A 15,487-nucleotide genomic window follows, 5' to 3' on the forward strand; every position below is an offset into this window, starting at 1 on the left:
TCTTTTGATAGAGAAGCCTTTAGTAGTTTAGAACTCCACTCCTTTAGGTGTGGGAGCAGTCAGACTTCTAATTATTAGGAATAATTATTTCTTTTTCGTTTTTCAAAGCTTTAAATGCTGTAGATAACATAAGTTTTATACGATTTAATTGATTAACTTCACTAGCACCGGGATCATAATCAATAGCTGCGATATTTGATTTAGGATAGGCACCTCTTAATTTCTTTATCATACCCTTTCCTGTTATATGATTAGGTAGACAAGCAAAAGGTTGTAAACAAACTATATTATTCACTCCTTCTTCTATTAACTCTACCATTTCTGCAGTAAGAAACCAACCTTCACCTGTTTGATTTCCTAAAGATAAATGTTTTTCTGCTCCTTTAGCCAATTTTTCTATTGAACTAGGAGGAGTAAACCTTTTACTCTCTTTCAATGCTTTCTTCATATCCTTACGATAATGTTCAATAGCTTTAATAGAAAAATTTCCTAATACTTTCTTTTTAAATGTTCCTGATAATTTATCATGCTTAAAATTACTATTATATCCTGAATATAAGAAGAAATCAGTTAAATCTGGTACTACTGCCTCAGCCCCCTCTTCTTCTAATGTTCCAACGATATCATTATTAGCTGTAGGATGAAACTTAACTAAAATCTCTCCTACTACACCAACCTTAGGCTTGATAATATCTTCATTAATTGGAAATTCATCAAAATCCTTTGTTATCTTATACATACATTCTTTAAATTCTTTCTTTCCTCCATTTATAATACTTTCCTTACATCTTTGCATCCATTTTCTAAATAATTTGTTAGCTGAACCCTTTATTTTTTCATAGGGTCTTACCTTATATAAGACTCTCATAAGTAAATCTCCATATACCATAGACTTAACCATGTTTTCTGCCATTTTGAATCCTATTTTAAATCCTGGTTGTTCCTCCATACCAGAAGCATTTAAAGATATTACTGGTATATGTTCCATTTTTGCATCTCCTAATGCTTTCCTTATAAAAGCTATATAATTAGTAGCCCTACAACCACCTCCAGTTTGACTTATAATTACAGAGGTATTATTTAAATCATATTTTCCAGATTTAAGGGCATTCATTATCTGCCCTACCGTTATTATTGAAGGATAACATGCATCGTTATTTACATATCTTAATCCTTCATCTATTGATTCATAGTCTACTGATGGAAGAATTTCTAAATTATATCCAGAATTTCTAACTCCAGTTTGTAATAATTCAAAATGTATAGGAGACATTTGAGGTGCTAATATAGTATGTGTTTTCTTCATTTCTTTAGTAAATATTGCTCTCTCAGGATATTTAAAAAGTCTTTCAGGTTTAAAATCTAATCTTTCTCTCTCTTTCATTGCAGCAATAAGAGATCTCATTCTAATTCTTGCTGCTCCTAAACTATTTATTTCATCTATTTTTAAAACAGTATAAATTTTCCCATATTGTTCTAAAATTTCATTTACCTGATCTGTAGTTACAGCATCTAATCCACAACCAAAAGAATTTAATTGAACTATTTCTAAATTCTTTTCCTTAGCTACAAAACTAGCAGCTCTATACATCCTTGAGTGATATACCCATTGATCAACAACTCTAATTGGTCTTTCTACAGTAGCTAAATCATCTATTGCATCTTCAGGAAAAACTGCTATTCCATAAGAATTAATCATTTCTGGGATACCATGATTAATCTCTGGGTCTATATGATAAGGTCTTCCAGTAAGAACAATGCCTTTTTTATTATTTTTATCAATATAATTTAAAGTTTCTTTTCCTTTTTTCTTTATGTCATTTTTAAAATTACCTAATTCTTTATAAGCCTCTTTTGCAGCTAATTTTATATCTGATCTTGATAAATTTTCATCTTCCAATTCTTCAATTAATCTTTTAATAAGTTTTTCTTTATTATCTAATGGTAAAAAAGGTTTATAAAATTTTATATTATCTCTATTTAACTCTTCCATATTGGCTTTTAATGTCTCTGGATATGATGTTACCACTGGACAATTATAGTGATTATCTGATTTTTTATCCTCCTCCACATTAAATGGAATACATGGATAAAAAATCTTTTCTACTCCTCTATTAATCAAATCTATTATATGTCCATGTGTTATTTTAGCCGGATAGCATACTGATTCAGAAGGTATACTATCCATTCCCATTTCATAAACTTTCTTAGAAGATCTTCTTGACAATACAACTCTATACCCTAGTTTATTAAAGAATGTAAACCAAAATGGATAATCTTCATACATGTTTAATACTCTTGGTATTCCTATTTCTCCTCTAATTGCTTCTTTTTTAGATAAAGGTCTATAATTAAATAATCTTTTATATTTATATTCATATAAATTGGGAACATCTGTATTCTTTTTCTCTAATCCTGCTCCTCTTTCACATCTATTTCCTGATACAAATTTTCTTCCATCAGAAAAATTATTTATTGTTAACAAGCAATTATTACCACAAAGTCCGCATCTATCTATAGTAGTATATATATTAAATGTTTTTATATTATCTTTATCTATAAGAGTTGTTTCATAGTTTTCTGTATACTTCTCTCTAGAAATCAATGCTGCTCCAAATGCTCCCATTATTCCAGCTATATCAGGACGTACTACTTCCTTCTCAGAAATAAGTTCAAGGGATCTTAATACTGCATCATTATAAAAAGTACCTCCCTGAACAACTAATTTTTCTCCTAATTCTTCTGGGCTTCTTAATCTAATTACTTTATATAGTGCATTTTTAATCACCGATATAGATATACCTGCTGATATATCAGCTACTTTTGAACCTTCCTTTTGAGCTTGCTTAACTCTAGAATTCATAAATACTGTACATCGTGTTCCTAAATCCACAGGATTCTTAGCTTTTAAACCTTCCTTAGCAAAATCAGCTACATCCATACTCAATGATTTAGCAAATGTTTCTATAAATGATCCACAACCAGAGGAACAAGCTTCATTCAACATAATGGAATCTATTACTCCACCTTTTACTCTTAAGCTCTTCATGTCTTGCCCACCAATGTCTAATATAAAGTCAACTCCTGGTAAAAAGAAATCTGCAGCTTTATAATGGGCTACTGTTTCTATCTCTCCTAAATCTATCTTTAAGGCTGATTTAATAAGATGTTCTCCATATCCAGTGACAGCAGAATTAACTATATTTGTATCATCATTCATATTATCATATAATTCTTTTATTGCATCTATACTTGAATTAAGAGGACTACCATTATTACTCCCATAATAAGAATATAATAAACTTCCTTCTTCATCTATTAATGCTACTTTTGTAGTAGTAGATCCTGCATCAATTCCTAAATAAGCATTTCCTTTATATGTCTCTAAATCTACTCTTTTTACTTTGTTTTTATCATGTCTTTCTTTAAATTTCTTATATTCCTCTTCATCTTTAAATAAAGGTTTAAGATTTTGATTTCCTCTATTATTTGTCTTATATATTCCAGGAACCCTTTCATATAAACATTCAAAGGGTACCGCATCCTGATCTCTTGAAGATAATGCTGCTCCCATTGCTACAAAATACTGAGAGTCTTCTGGAAATATTATATCTTCATCCCTTATTTTTAACGTTTCTATAAAACGACTTCTAAGTTCTGACATAAAATATAATGGTCCCCCTAGAAAGGCTATACTTCCTCTTATAGGTTTCCCTTGAGAAAGACCACCTATAGTTTGATTTACTACGGCTTGAAGAATAGATGCAGCAATATCCTCTTTTCTTGCTCCTTCATTAAGTAAAGGCTGTACATCTGTTTTTGCAAATACCCCACATCTTGAAGCTATAGGATATATAGTCTTATAACCTTTTGCTAATTCATTTAACCCCGCTGGATCTGTTTGTAATAAAGAAGCCATTTGATCTATAAATGCTCCTGTACCACCAGCACAAGTTCCATTCATCCTCTGTTCTATACTTTCTCCTAAATACGTAATCTTTGCGTCTTCTCCTCCCAATTCTATAGCCACATCTGTATCTGGTATAAATGTTTCTATACAACTAGTGCAGGCAATTACCTCTTGTATGAAAGATGTATTAAGTTCTTTGGAAATTCCCATACCTCCAGAACCTGTAATCATCATAGTTATTCTTTTCTTTTCTAATATCTTTTGAGCATCAGCGAATACCGAAATAACAGTCTTTTTAATATCAGAAAAATGTCTCATATAATTTTTGTAAAGAATATTGAATTCTGAATCTATAACTATCATTTTTATAGTAGTAGATCCTATATCCAAGCCTACATTTAATACGTCGTACATTTCTTCCCCTCCACATGTACATTTTAAATTTTATATAATTACAAAAACTTATATCTCTATTTCATTATATTACTTTTTATAAACGCTTTGTGAATCTTCAATCTAATTTAACTTAATTATATTTAACTAACATCTAACTGTCAATTGAAAATTAACAACAAAAAATAGATGCTATTAGGCATCCATTCTAGTTTCATCTTTATAATATCTTATTATTAAATCGTCTAAATCTTCACTAGTCTTTTGCGCATAATTCCTATTAAAAATATCCGTAGATAGTATTTTATTCAATTCCTCCCTTTTTTTATTAATCTTTACCTTTAGTATATCTTCTCTAATTCCACACATTATCTTGTTTCCCCCTTAATAATCCCCTTTGTAACTTATACGTTTATTACACACTATCGATAATTATACCATAACTTTAAAAATTTAAAATATTTTATTTATAATTTTTTTCATATTATAAATTTATATTTAATTTAATGTATAATTTTATTGTATTTTCTGCAATTATACTCAATTGTTATAATTTTTTAATAATTAAAAAACAATAACCTTAAACCTAGGTTCAAGGTTATTGTTTTAATCTTCATCTTTTTCTTCTTCTCTTGGTACATTCAAATAAGTTAATGTATCTTCTATAACATTTTTTGCTACTGGAGCTGCTATTGTACTACCATAATAAGTTTTTTTAGGATTAGGTTCATCTATTATAGTTAATACTACAACTTTAGGATCATCTATAGGTGCAACTCCTATAAATGAAGAAACATATTTCCCACTTATATACTTACCATCTACAGCTTTTTGAGCTGTTCCTGTTTTTCCGCCTACTCTATATCCAGGTATATATGCATTTCTCCCTGACCCTTCAGATACTACTTCTTCCAAAATATCCAAAACTGTCTGTGCCGTTTCTTTAGATATTACTTGCTTCGTATAAACAACTTCTTTTTTTTCAAGCTCATTACCTTCATCATCAATTATACTCTTCACTATATTAGGCTTCATTAACTTACCATCATTAGCAATAGATGATACAGAATTTATTAACTGTAATGGAGTAACTGCTATACCTTGTCCAAATGCCATGGTAGCTAAATCTACATCTTCCATGGATTTTGGATCCTTTAATAACCCACCTATTTCTGAAGGAAGCTCTATCCCAGTAGGTTCTCCCATTCCAAAAGCTCTAATATACTCATTAAGTGTCTCTTTTCCTAATCTTAATCCTAATTGTACAGCGACTTCATTACAAGAATTTTGAATACCTTCTGACAATGTCTGTATTCCATGATCCTTTAAACAAGTAATGTTACCTGGAACTTCAGTTACTTTTCCATCACAATAAAAAGTTTCATTTAAATCTACTATTCCTTCTTCCAGACTAGCAGCAAGTAATAATATCTTAAATGTAGAACCTGGCTCATATACATCGGAAATTAAAGGATTTTTCCACATATCATATAATTCATCTTGTTTTTCTTCCCAAGATTTTTGACTAAATTCCAATATCTGTTCTTCACTTAAATTTATCCATGGCATATTAGAATCATATGTAATATTCATTCTTTCATTTGGATCATAATCAGGTTTAGAAGCCATAGCTAATATATCTCCAGTTTTAGGATCCATTACTATTACAGAAGCATTTTTAGCTTCATTCTCTTTTAAAGCGTCTTTTGCAGCATTTTCAGCATGATATTGTATTGTTTCATCTATAGTTAAAACCAAATTTTTCCCATTTTCCTCTTCATATTTCTTTTGATAATTATATGGTAATTCCATTCTATTTCCGTCTACAGTTTTAATCCATCTTCCAGGAGTACCCATTAATTCTTCATTAAAATACCTTTCAATACCATACTGACCAACTCCATCTCTATTAGTATTTCCTAATACTTGAGCTAAAAAATTCCCAAAATGATAATATCTTTTACTAGTTTCATCTATACTAATACCTTCTAATTTTTCTTTTTTCAATAATTCTGCTTTTTCTCTATCTACATCTCTCTCTATTTCTACCCAATTATCTTCTGATTTTATAGCTGTCTCTACTTTTTCTTCTTCTAATTCCAATATTTTAGATATTCTTTCTATATATTTATCATAATCCTTTTCATCTATTTGATTTGGAATTACTGATATAGTATATAATGATATATTAGTAGCTATTTTCTTGCCATTTCTATCATATATATATCCTCTTTGAGGATTAAGAACTATATCTCTAGTCCATTGTTGTACAGCTTTTGTACTAAAAGTTTTCTTCTTGACAATTTGTAAATATCCTAATCTAATAATAAGAATAAATATTAATAATGATACAAATATAGCTATTAATATTAATCTATTTTTAACTAATTTTTTAAAAGATTCCATCTTATTTCCTCCATTTCTTATTAAAATTATTTTATCATAGGATATTATTTTTTTCACTATTAGTATAAATTAAAATAAACCAACTTTTCTAGTCGGTCTATTCTAAGGGGGTAGTTTTAAATTGTTTTAATGTTAAAACATTATATTTCTATAAATTTCAATATTTCTATTTTGGTTATATCTGTTCTCTTTGCTCATCGCAAAAAACTTATTCTCTATAAGATTGTATAAATACATTTTAAATTCCTCCTTCACAAAAATACATTAACCTCGTTATTAATAATCATTATCAATTGTTTTTTTCGTTCATACTTTCCATCACTATTTTATTCTAAACACATTAAAATAAACTTTTTATTTCAATGAAAGATTTCTTAGAAGAATTCTCATTATACTGTACATAAAACATTACTTTATCATAATTTGGAGATATTCTAACCTCTACATTTAAAATATCTTCTCCATAATAAGATTTAAAATCTGTTATATCGTTTACTTTTAAATTTTTATCGATTGTAAATATTCCTTCATCAGAAATTAAAAATATATTATCTCCCTCTCTGGAATATTCATATAAATATCCTGTTTCTTTACTTATCATTTTTTCTTTCCCCAAATCTATTATATTAATACTTTTTATATTCGTGTCACTATCCATAAATATAAATATATCATTTTCAAATAATTCTATCGGAGTTACTTTATGTACAGGATATCCAAGACTTAAATCCACCTTATCTTCTAATATAACATTATTATTTTTTGTATTAATATCTATATAGTGAACTTCTCCATTGATCTTATCTAATGAAGATTCTAGCAATTTTTTTACTTCATCTTCATGAGCAGTTTCCATTATTATTCCTTTATCATCTTCCGACCAATATATTTCTGAAGTAGTTAATTTATTATCAAATTCTATCTTTGTCAAATTTTTAGTTTTGGTATCATATATTCCTATTTTATTAGATAAGCAATAATTAATCTCTAAATCACTAAAAATATAATCACTATATTCCTTAGATTGAATTAAAAATGCTAGTTTTTCTCCATCATTAGACCACTTAGGATTAGTAAGTATCGAATCATCTATATTTATTTCCTTTTCAATACCTTCATTTATATCTATAATATTTATCTGATTTTTAATATTAGGAATCTGTGAAACTATATGATTAGAATCTGGACTCCAAGTAGCTCCTAAATAAGAAAATACATAATCAATATCTGGTATATAATTTGCTTCTTGTATATCATCCTTATCTACATAATAAATAAATCTATTATTTTCTTTATCTTTTTCTTTTATATGTCTTCCATTAATTATTATTTTTTTACCATCTGGAGAAATACTATACCATTTCTGATTTTCTGTTATTCTTTTACTTTCTCCTTTATTATTCATATAATATAATCCATTAAAACCATCATTAGAGTAGATTACCCCTCCATCATCTAATCTTCTGTAATCCCACAAAACCCCTTCTATATTAAATTTTAAATCTATTTCATCTTTATTTACATTATAATTATATATATCATTTTGTATATCATTTGCTTCATCATATGAATAATTAAAACTTATAGTATTATTATCAAACCAACTCAGTGACGTTATAGGATTTATAGCCTTAGATGAAAGTTTTATATATATACTTTCTTTATCTTTTTCTAAACGTATATCTTCTAATTTCTTAGATTTTTCATCTTCACTAGGTTTTTCTTCTACATCATTTTTAGAATCTTCATATTCATCAATTTCTTCTTTTGATATATTATCAGTTTCATTACTATTAGCATCAATATTTCCTAATGATAATGAAGCTATAAGAATTAATGTAATTACTGAAAATATAATAAGTATTCTCTTATCTTTCAATCACGCCACCACCCATTTACTATTCTTATTTTTTATCTTTAGTAATTATGTCATTATTTAGTATATACCCTTATTTTATTTCTTTATAGAGATATTAATTTACAATATGATTACATTTTTATTTCTGTAAAATTTAAAAAAACTTAACTTAAATATTTAAGTTAAGTTTTTTAAATTACTATTTAAATTTTCTTTGTCTCATCATTTCAAAGGCTAATACCGAAGCTGCTGAAGTTGCTGCTAAAGAAATACCAGCTTCTCTGTCATAAGGTATTTGTATTATAGTATCTGCCTTATCTAAAAAAGATCTGGTGATTCCTCTCTTTTCTCCTCCTATCAATAAAAACATTGGAACAGCAAGATCAGCTTCATATAGTGGTATAGAATTCCTGTTGGAGGTACAAGCCAATGTCAATCCCTTATCTTTGAAAAATTCAGCAGCATCCTCAATATTTTCAGCCACTGCCATAGGCATCAATTCAGTAGTACCGGCTGAAGCTCTAGCCACTACTGATGTAGCCTTCATCCAATTTCTAGGATTCATTACTACACCATCAACACCGGCTAAATATAAACTTCTAACCGCATATGCAAAATTATATGGATCCTCTATACCATCCAACATTACAATAAATGGATTTTCCTTATTATTAATCAAAGTCTCTAGAGAAAGAAACCTCTTTTCTCCTGCCTTTGCTATGATTCCTCCATGAGTCTTTCCTTGAGCCATTTCATCAATTACTTCCCTTTTTACTCTTTTAACTTTTATACCAGTATTGTTTACCATCTTCTCAAAATTCTTAGTATCTCTATTTTTCTTATTCTTATCTATGTATATCCTGCTAATCCTTCTACTCTTTCCTTTAATTGCTGATTCTATTGATAATCTACCTTCTAGTATATATTCCTTTGTCATTTTTCTACTCCTAACTTAATTAACTATTTTCTACTATTAATGTATATTTCTACTTTACTGTCATATCCATCTTTTATTTTCATTACTACTTCATTATTTGATGAATCATAGCTTTTTCCGTCGATTATACCTATTGGTAATACTCCCACTGAGGTTCCACTCATAAATACACCTTCAAGACTAACTAATTCCTCTTTCCTTAAAAGTCTCTCCTGAACCTCTACATTAATATCATCACATACCTCTAATATCTTTTCCCTAGTAATACCCATCAGTACATCTTCATTCGGAGCAGTAAAAACAATATCTCCCTTTATAAAAAAAATATTAGACCGACTTCCCTCCGTTATATGTCCTTCATCATTAACTAACAGAGCCTCAAAAGCATCCTCTTTTTTAATCTTTATTTTTACATTCCTTTTAAAATTATCATTTATCTTCTTAGACTGAGGATTATCCCTAATGGCATTAATAGTTATAGCCTTAACTCCTTCTTCATAATAACCTTTATCAGGATAAAAACTATCTATAAAATAAAATACAGATTCAAACCCTCCATCATGATAATTTAGTATTATCTTTATATTCATATTATACATTTTATTTTCCATTATTAATTTATCAATATTATCTATTATAGTTCTTTCTTCAATTCCTATTTCCTTACCTATTAAATTGCAAGACTTTTTTAATCTTTCTATATGCTCATCCAAGAAAAGAACTACTCCATCAATTACTCTAATAACTTCATATACCTTTTGTCCATCTTTCAGATATACATCCTCATTATTTTCATAAACATTTCCATTATATATAATAAATTTCCCATTACTCTCTATTTTCATATCATCACCTCTTCCTATACTAATACTAGTATAACAAATATTTTCCTTTTAATTAATCATCTTTTTGATAATATAAAAAAATAAAAAAGCGTATCCGCGCAACTCAAGGAAACCTAGTTTCCCTTTGACGGTGTATAATACGCGCACCTGAGCACCCTTCTAGTACGGCAGGAGATTTCATCCCCTACAATCCCTATTTTTTATTGTCTTCTAATATTTTCTGTAACTATTAACCCTTGTATTTATCAATACTTTAAAACTCTTATTAAATAAACTGTACTAGACAATAAAAAATGTGATATATATCACATTAATTTCTAATTGATATATGTTATCAATAATATATAAGAAATTTACAGTTTACATTAACAAAAATTATGTTATAATTAAAACAAAATATTGTATACAATATCCAGTATGTAAAAATATTATCTTAAAGGAGGACATTTTAATGAATAAGGAATGGAAAGATTTTAATGAAGGTAAATGGTTAAAAGAAATCAATGTAAGAAATTTTATTCAAAAAAATTATACTCTCTACAAGGGAGATGACTCATTTTTAGAAGATGCTACAGAAAATACAACAAAACTTTGGAATAAAGTTTTAGACTATATGAAGGAAGAAAGGAAAAAAGGTATATTAGATGTAGATACTAAAGTAATATCTACTATTACATCCCATGATTCAGGATATATTGATAAAAATTTAGAAAAAATAGTTGGTATTCAAACAGAAAAACCATTAAAAAGATCTATAATGCCCTTTGGTGGTATAAGAGTTGTAAAAGGGTCTTTAGAGGCTTATGACTATGAACTAGATGAAGAAACATCAGCTATATTTGATAATAAGTATAGAAAAACTCACAATGATGGAGTATTTGATGTATACACTGATGAAATTAGAAAAGCTAGAAGATCTGGAATCATTACAGGACTTCCTGATGCCTATGGTAGAGGTAGAATTATTGGTGATTATAGAAGAGTTGCACTATATGGTGTAGATAAATTAATCAAAGACAAAAAAGAAGAGAAGAAACAATTAGATGACAATATTATGTCATCTGATATTATCAGACTTAGAGAGGAAATAGCTGAACAGATATATGCCTTAGAGGAACTTAAAGAAATGGCAGCTAAATATAATTTTGACATTAGTAAACCAGCTAAAAATTCAATAGAAGCTGTTCAATGGACATATTTTGGATATTTAGCAGCAGTTAAAGAACAAAATGGTGCTGCAATGTCCTTAGGTAGAGTTTCTACTTTCTTAGATATATACTTTGAAAGGGATTTAGCTAAGGGTATTATTACTGAAAAAGATATTCAAGAAATAATAGATCATTTTGTAATGAAATTAAGAATGGTTAGATTCTTAAGAACTCCTTCATATGATGAATTATTCTCAGGAGATCCAACTTGGGTTACCGAAGTAATCGGTGGTATGGGCATAGATGGAAGAACTCTTGTAACTAAGAGTAGCTTTAGAATACTTCATACATTATATAATATAGGCCCAGCTCCTGAACCAAATTTAACAGTATTATGGTCTGAAAGATTACCTGAAAACTTCAAGAAGTTTGTTACTAAGGTGTCCATAGACACTAGTGCAATTCAATACGAAAATGATGATTTAATGAGAGAATATTATGGTGATGATTATGGTATAGCTTGCTGTGTATCTGCCATGAAAATAGGTAAACAAATGCAATTCTTTGGAGCTAGAGCAAACTTAGCTAAGGCATTATTATATGCTATAAACGGTGGAAAAGATGAAAAAAGTGGTGTTCAAGTAGGACCTAACTTTGAACCCATTACATCTGAATACCTAAACTATGATGAAGTATCTGAAAAATTTAATCTTGTAATGGATTGGTTAGCACAATTATATATCAATACATTAAATATAATTCACTATATGCATGATAAATATGCTTATGAAAGAGTACAAATGGCATTACATGACAAGGATATAGTAAGAACTATGGCAGCTGGTATAGCAGGATTATCTGTTGTAGCTGACTCATTATCAGCAATCAAACACTCTAAAGTTAAAGTTATTAGAAATAAAGAAGGTCTAGCAGTAAATTATGAAGTAGAAGGAAAATACCCTGCTTTTGGTAATAATGAAGATAGTGTTGATGAAATAGCTACTTCTATAGTTAAAAACTTCATGAATAAACTCAGAAAACAAGAAACTTATAGAAATTCAATTCCTACTCTATCAATCCTTACCATCACATCAAATGTAGTATATGGTAAGAAAACAGGAAGTACTCCTGATGGTAGAAAGGCCGGAGAACCTTTTGCTCCAGGAGCAAACCCAATGCATGGTAGAGATTCAAATGGAGCTATTGCTTCTATGGCATCAGTAGCCAAGATACCATATGAACATTCAGAAGATGGTATTTCATATACATTCTCTATAGTTCCTAAGGCCCTTGGTAAAACAGAGGACGATAGAATTAATAATCTAGCCGGTCTACTAGATGGATATTTCCATGATGAAGGACATCATATAAATGTAAATGTATTTGATAGGGATACTCTATTGGATGCTATGGATCACCCAGAAAAATATCCTCAATTAACTATTAGAGTATCTGGATATGCAGTAAACTTTATTAAGCTTACTAAAGAACAACAAATGGATGTAATAAATAGAACATTCCACAATAGAGCATAAAATATTTCAACTGGAATCTTAAATGAGGAGGGGTAAATATGAATATAAAAGGTAATATTCATTCCATAGAAACCTGTGGTACAGTAGATGGTCCAGGAATAAGATTTGTGATATTCACCCAAGGCTGTCCCTTAAGATGTCAATACTGTCATAACCCCGATACCTGGAAAACAAATGAAGGTAATAGAATAACTGTAGATGAATTAATAGCTAAAATTAAAAAATATAAATCCTACATGAAATTTTCCGCTGGTGGAGTCACACTCACTGGAGGAGAACCTCTATTACAACCGGAATTTGCGAAGGAATTATTCAAGAAATGTAAAGAAGAAAACATCCATACAACAATAGACACATCGGGATTTATTTCCCTGGAAAAAATTACAGATGTATTAGAATATACTGATTTAGTTTTATTAGATATTAAATCTTTCAATCCCACTCTATATAAAGATTTAACTGGTGTAAGTAATAATCCAACGATAAAATTGGCTAAATATCTATCTGATATAAATAAGCTAACTTGGATTAGACATGTAATAGTTCCTAATTTAACTGATAAAGAAGAAGATTTAATTGCTTTAGCTGAGTTCCTATCAAGTCTTAATAATATAGAAAAGGTAGAACTCCTCCCCTTTCACAAGATGGGTGAATACAAATGGGAAGAATTAGGATATAAATATAAACTTAAAAATACCTCTACTCCATCAGAAGAAACAATGGAAATGGCAGTTAAGATATTTAAAGAAAGAAATGTTAATGTTATATATGAATAGGCACTGGAAATCCAGTGCCTATTTTTTATGTAACATATATTCTCTAAGCCATAATAGTAACAATATCTAATTTTCACTTACTTTCATTGAAATTGCTGTTATTAATAATATACTAGGTAAGGGCCATACTCCTAAAATACTTAGTAATGTATATGTAGGATCTTCATTTGAATCCCATTGCATAACTATTTCTTCTTGCAAAAAGAAAAGCATAATAGCATTCCATATAAGACAAGCAATAACTACTACTAAATTTATTCTATGATATAACCTGTAAAGTAAATTTTTCTTATTTTATAACAGATTGAAAATTCTAACAACTATAATTTTAACTATAACTATAATATCACTCTACAAAAATTCCTATTACTTTTATGTAGTTCTATAAATTTTCCAAAATAATATTTGATAAATTAAGACAACTTATTTGCTTTCTTATTCTTATCAGCTATCCTACACATACGATTATCATTAGTTACAACTATAATTATTTTTTCAGCTTTTATTTCATCTAACAATTCCCTTGATTCATTAATATTATCCGTATAAAATGAACTAAAATCCTTTATGAGCATTAATAATCACTCCTTATATTTTATACTTAATAACTTAATAAAATAAATATCTACTTTATTTTATGTTCATTTTTATACTATCTTAATTCTAAGGGTTTTTTCAACAAAAATGGATAAACAACATATATAAACGTATAAACAACATACAATGTCGTTCATACACCAGTAAATGTCGTTTGTCTATATGAAAATTCAAATTTCTCACTTTTACTTTCCTTATAAATTTCCTATTAAATAAGAATATAAATCTTCTAAATTAGGCGAATCAAATTGAATATCTTCTGGTAAATTATCTCCAACTATTCTTATTCTAATAGCATTATGATGATGCTTTACAGAAATAACATTATAGAGATCATTATATTCTTCAAACTCTTCCCTTTTAATTTCTTTAATTCCTACTTTCCCTTTAAGTCTATACAAAAGATCATTAAGATTTCCTTGCCGTAATATCTTACCTTTGTTCATTATTGCAATCTCATCAGTAATTAGATCTAAATCTTCAACTATATGAGATGAAACAATAATAATCATATCTCTGGAAAGATTTATTAGTAATTTTCTAAATTCTAATCCTAAAGTAGGCTCATCAATTATTAAAATCTTTGGTTTAACTAATAATGCCTGTGCAATTCCCAAACTACGTAACATTCCTTCTGATAAATTTTTTATCTTTTTAGACTGTTCTCTCCACAAATTTGTTTCTTTTATTATTCTATCTATTTCTTTACTATCTTCTACTTTTTTTAAAATAGAAATATATTCTAAAGCTTCTCTAACTGTTAATTGCTTAAATAAAGAAAAATTTTGTGGTAAATATCCTGTATAAACACTAATATCCTTCTTTCTTACTTTTTCTAATGTAATAAAACCTTGATAATCAATTAACCCTACAATACATTTAATTAAAGTAGTTTTTCCTGCTCCACTTGGCCCAAGTAATCCAAATATACCATGTTCCATTTGTATATTTATCTTGTCAAGAACTTTCTTCTTACCATAATATTTTGATACATTAGTAATTTTTAAAGTACTCATAACTCCTCCTTGTATAATGAACATGTAGTCAAGCTACAGGTTCAATCTAATTTATTTATTATATAA

Annotated in this window: 11 protein-coding genes; 2 read left to right on the top strand and 9 right to left on the bottom strand. The window is 28.4% G+C overall.

Features of this window, described 5'->3' with window-relative positions; all coding sequences use genetic code 11:
• Positions 1 to 67: 67 nt before the first annotated feature.
• The 6 genes from GOQ29_RS03030 to GOQ29_RS03055 all read right to left on the bottom strand — a co-directional run bounded on the left by GOQ29_RS03030 (position 68) and on the right by GOQ29_RS03055 (position 10,349).
• Positions 68 to 4,324, bottom strand: coding sequence for a 2-hydroxyacyl-CoA dehydratase (locus tag GOQ29_RS03030; RefSeq protein WP_203371158.1), 4,257 nt, complete (start codon positions 4,322 to 4,324; stop codon positions 68 to 70).
• A 174-nt stretch (positions 4,325 to 4,498) separates the two neighbouring features.
• Entirely contained in the window at positions 4,499 to 4,672 is a 174-nt protein-coding gene (locus tag GOQ29_RS03035) for a Spo0E family sporulation regulatory protein-aspartic acid phosphatase (protein WP_203371159.1), read from the bottom strand.
• Positions 4,673 to 4,909: 237 nt separating this feature from the next.
• A complete protein-coding gene (locus GOQ29_RS03040) occupies positions 4,910 to 6,709 on the bottom strand; it encodes a peptidoglycan D,D-transpeptidase FtsI family protein (protein ID WP_203371160.1) in 1,800 nt (599 codons plus the stop codon).
• Between the two features lie 340 nt (positions 6,710 to 7,049).
• On the bottom strand, positions 7,050 to 8,588 hold the full coding sequence (locus GOQ29_RS03045; protein ID WP_203371161.1) for a hypothetical protein: 1,539 nt from the start codon (positions 8,586 to 8,588) through the stop codon (positions 7,050 to 7,052).
• A 178-nt stretch (positions 8,589 to 8,766) separates the two neighbouring features.
• Complete coding sequence (locus tag GOQ29_RS03050; protein WP_203371162.1) at positions 8,767 to 9,504, bottom strand: TrmH family RNA methyltransferase; 738 nt, start codon at positions 9,502 to 9,504, stop codon at positions 8,767 to 8,769.
• Positions 9,505 to 9,527: 23 nt separating this feature from the next.
• A complete protein-coding gene (locus tag GOQ29_RS03055) occupies positions 9,528 to 10,349 on the bottom strand; it encodes an aminotransferase class IV (RefSeq protein ID WP_203371163.1) in 822 nt (273 codons plus the stop codon).
• Positions 10,350 to 10,800: 451 nt separating this feature from the next.
• On the opposite strand from GOQ29_RS03055, the gene pflB reads away from it, so the two are divergent.
• Positions 10,801 to 13,032: a formate C-acetyltransferase gene (pflB, locus tag GOQ29_RS03060; RefSeq protein WP_203371164.1), complete on the top strand. Its 2,232-nt coding sequence runs from the start codon at positions 10,801 to 10,803 to the stop codon at positions 13,030 to 13,032.
• 38 nt (positions 13,033 to 13,070) lie between these two features.
• The gene (gene pflA / locus GOQ29_RS03065) at positions 13,071 to 13,808 is read left to right on the top strand and encodes a pyruvate formate-lyase-activating protein (RefSeq protein WP_203371165.1); all 738 of its coding nucleotides are present in this window, start codon (positions 13,071 to 13,073) and stop codon (positions 13,806 to 13,808) included.
• A 66-nt stretch (positions 13,809 to 13,874) separates the two neighbouring features.
• On the opposite strand, the gene GOQ29_RS03070 is transcribed toward pflA, so the two are convergent.
• The 3 genes from GOQ29_RS03070 to GOQ29_RS03080 form a co-directional block, all read right to left on the bottom strand.
• Positions 13,875 to 14,021 (bottom strand): hypothetical protein, encoded by a 147-nt coding sequence (locus GOQ29_RS03070; RefSeq protein ID WP_203371166.1) that lies wholly within the window; start codon positions 14,019 to 14,021, stop codon positions 13,875 to 13,877.
• A gap of 200 nt (positions 14,022 to 14,221) precedes the next feature.
• A complete protein-coding gene (locus GOQ29_RS03075) occupies positions 14,222 to 14,383 on the bottom strand; it encodes a hypothetical protein (protein ID WP_203371167.1) in 162 nt (53 codons plus the stop codon).
• Between the two features lie 216 nt (positions 14,384 to 14,599).
• Positions 14,600 to 15,421 (bottom strand): ATP-binding cassette domain-containing protein, encoded by an 822-nt coding sequence (locus GOQ29_RS03080; RefSeq protein ID WP_203371168.1) that lies wholly within the window; start codon positions 15,419 to 15,421, stop codon positions 14,600 to 14,602.
• Positions 15,422 to 15,487: the final 66 nt, after the last annotated feature.

It is taken from the genome of Anaeromonas gelatinilytica (genome assembly GCF_016820635.1).
Lineage (GTDB): Bacteria > Bacillota > Clostridia > Tissierellales > SIT17 > Anaeromonas > Anaeromonas gelatinilytica.

Bases quoted from the DNA above. Each gene is read 5' to 3' on its own strand.
- pflA (WP_203371165.1), top strand. From the start codon at position 13,071: ATGAATATAAAAGGTAATATTCATTCCATAGAAACCTGTGGTACAGTA.
- GOQ29_RS03080 (WP_203371168.1), bottom strand. From the start codon at position 15,421: ATGAGTACTTTAAAAATTACTAATGTATCAAAATATTATGGTAAGAAG.
- GOQ29_RS03055 (WP_203371163.1), bottom strand. From the start codon at position 10,349: ATGAAAATAGAGAGTAATGGGAAATTTATTATATATAATGGAAATGTT.
- pflB (WP_203371164.1), top strand. From the start codon at position 10,801: ATGAATAAGGAATGGAAAGATTTTAATGAAGGTAAATGGTTAAAAGAA.
- GOQ29_RS03050 (WP_203371162.1), bottom strand. From the start codon at position 9,504: ATGACAAAGGAATATATACTAGAAGGTAGATTATCAATAGAATCAGCA.
- GOQ29_RS03040 (WP_203371160.1), bottom strand. From the start codon at position 6,709: ATGGAATCTTTTAAAAAATTAGTTAAAAATAGATTAATATTAATAGCT.
- GOQ29_RS03030 (WP_203371158.1), bottom strand. From the start codon at position 4,324: ATGTACGACGTATTAAATGTAGGCTTGGATATAGGATCTACTACTATA.
- GOQ29_RS03075 (WP_203371167.1), bottom strand. From the start codon at position 14,383: ATGCTCATAAAGGATTTTAGTTCATTTTATACGGATAATATTAATGAA.
- GOQ29_RS03035 (WP_203371159.1), bottom strand. From the start codon at position 4,672: ATGTGTGGAATTAGAGAAGATATACTAAAGGTAAAGATTAATAAAAAA.
- GOQ29_RS03070 (WP_203371166.1), bottom strand. From the start codon at position 14,021: ATGCTTTTCTTTTTGCAAGAAGAAATAGTTATGCAATGGGATTCAAAT.